This is a genomic window from Rothia sp. HMSC072B04, from assembly GCF_001813725.1.
Classification (GTDB): Bacteria; Actinomycetota; Actinomycetes; order Actinomycetales; family Micrococcaceae; genus Rothia; species Rothia mucilaginosa.
The window spans coordinates 48,554-49,028 of sequence record NZ_KV813813.1; the positions used below are offsets into that span (position 1 = coordinate 48,554).

Sequence of the window (475 nt, forward strand, 5' to 3'; positions counted from 1 at the left end):
CGCCGCATACATTTGGGCTCGTCAGAAGGGCATTACCTTCGGCTGGGCGGATGGCAAGTTCCACCCGGAGGCGAAGCTTTCGACCCCGTCGACGGTGGCGTTTATGTACAGGTATCAGAAGGCGATGGGTAAGGTCACGCCGAAGGCGCCGACCTCTGCCTCGTTGCCGCGTAGCTCGTCTGTGCCGGGTAACCAGGACGCGCCTCGGAGTGCTGGCGGTTGGCAACATAAGGTTCGTCAGGGTAGCGCTTTCTGGCGTGAGGCTCAGTGGGCTGTTGATCACCACATGTGGGGTTACCGCGTTGATGGGGAATACGTCTATGAGGACTTTGATAGGTCTTTCGTTTCCTCTGGTGATTTGAAGTTGATGCTGTACCGCATGGAGCACGGCGGCAGCCACCTCAAGTAGCGCCCGGTCGTGGTGAGGGGTAACCGGTGGGCTGGGATGCTCGACGTAGTTCGACTTTTCAGCCCG

Annotated in this window: 1 pseudogene; it reads left to right on the top strand. The window is 59.4% G+C overall.

What is annotated here, in order from left to right:
• A pseudogene (locus HMPREF2928_RS08080) lies at positions 1-409 on the top strand (siroheme synthase); the annotation flags it as partial.
• Positions 410-475: the final 66 nt, after the last annotated feature.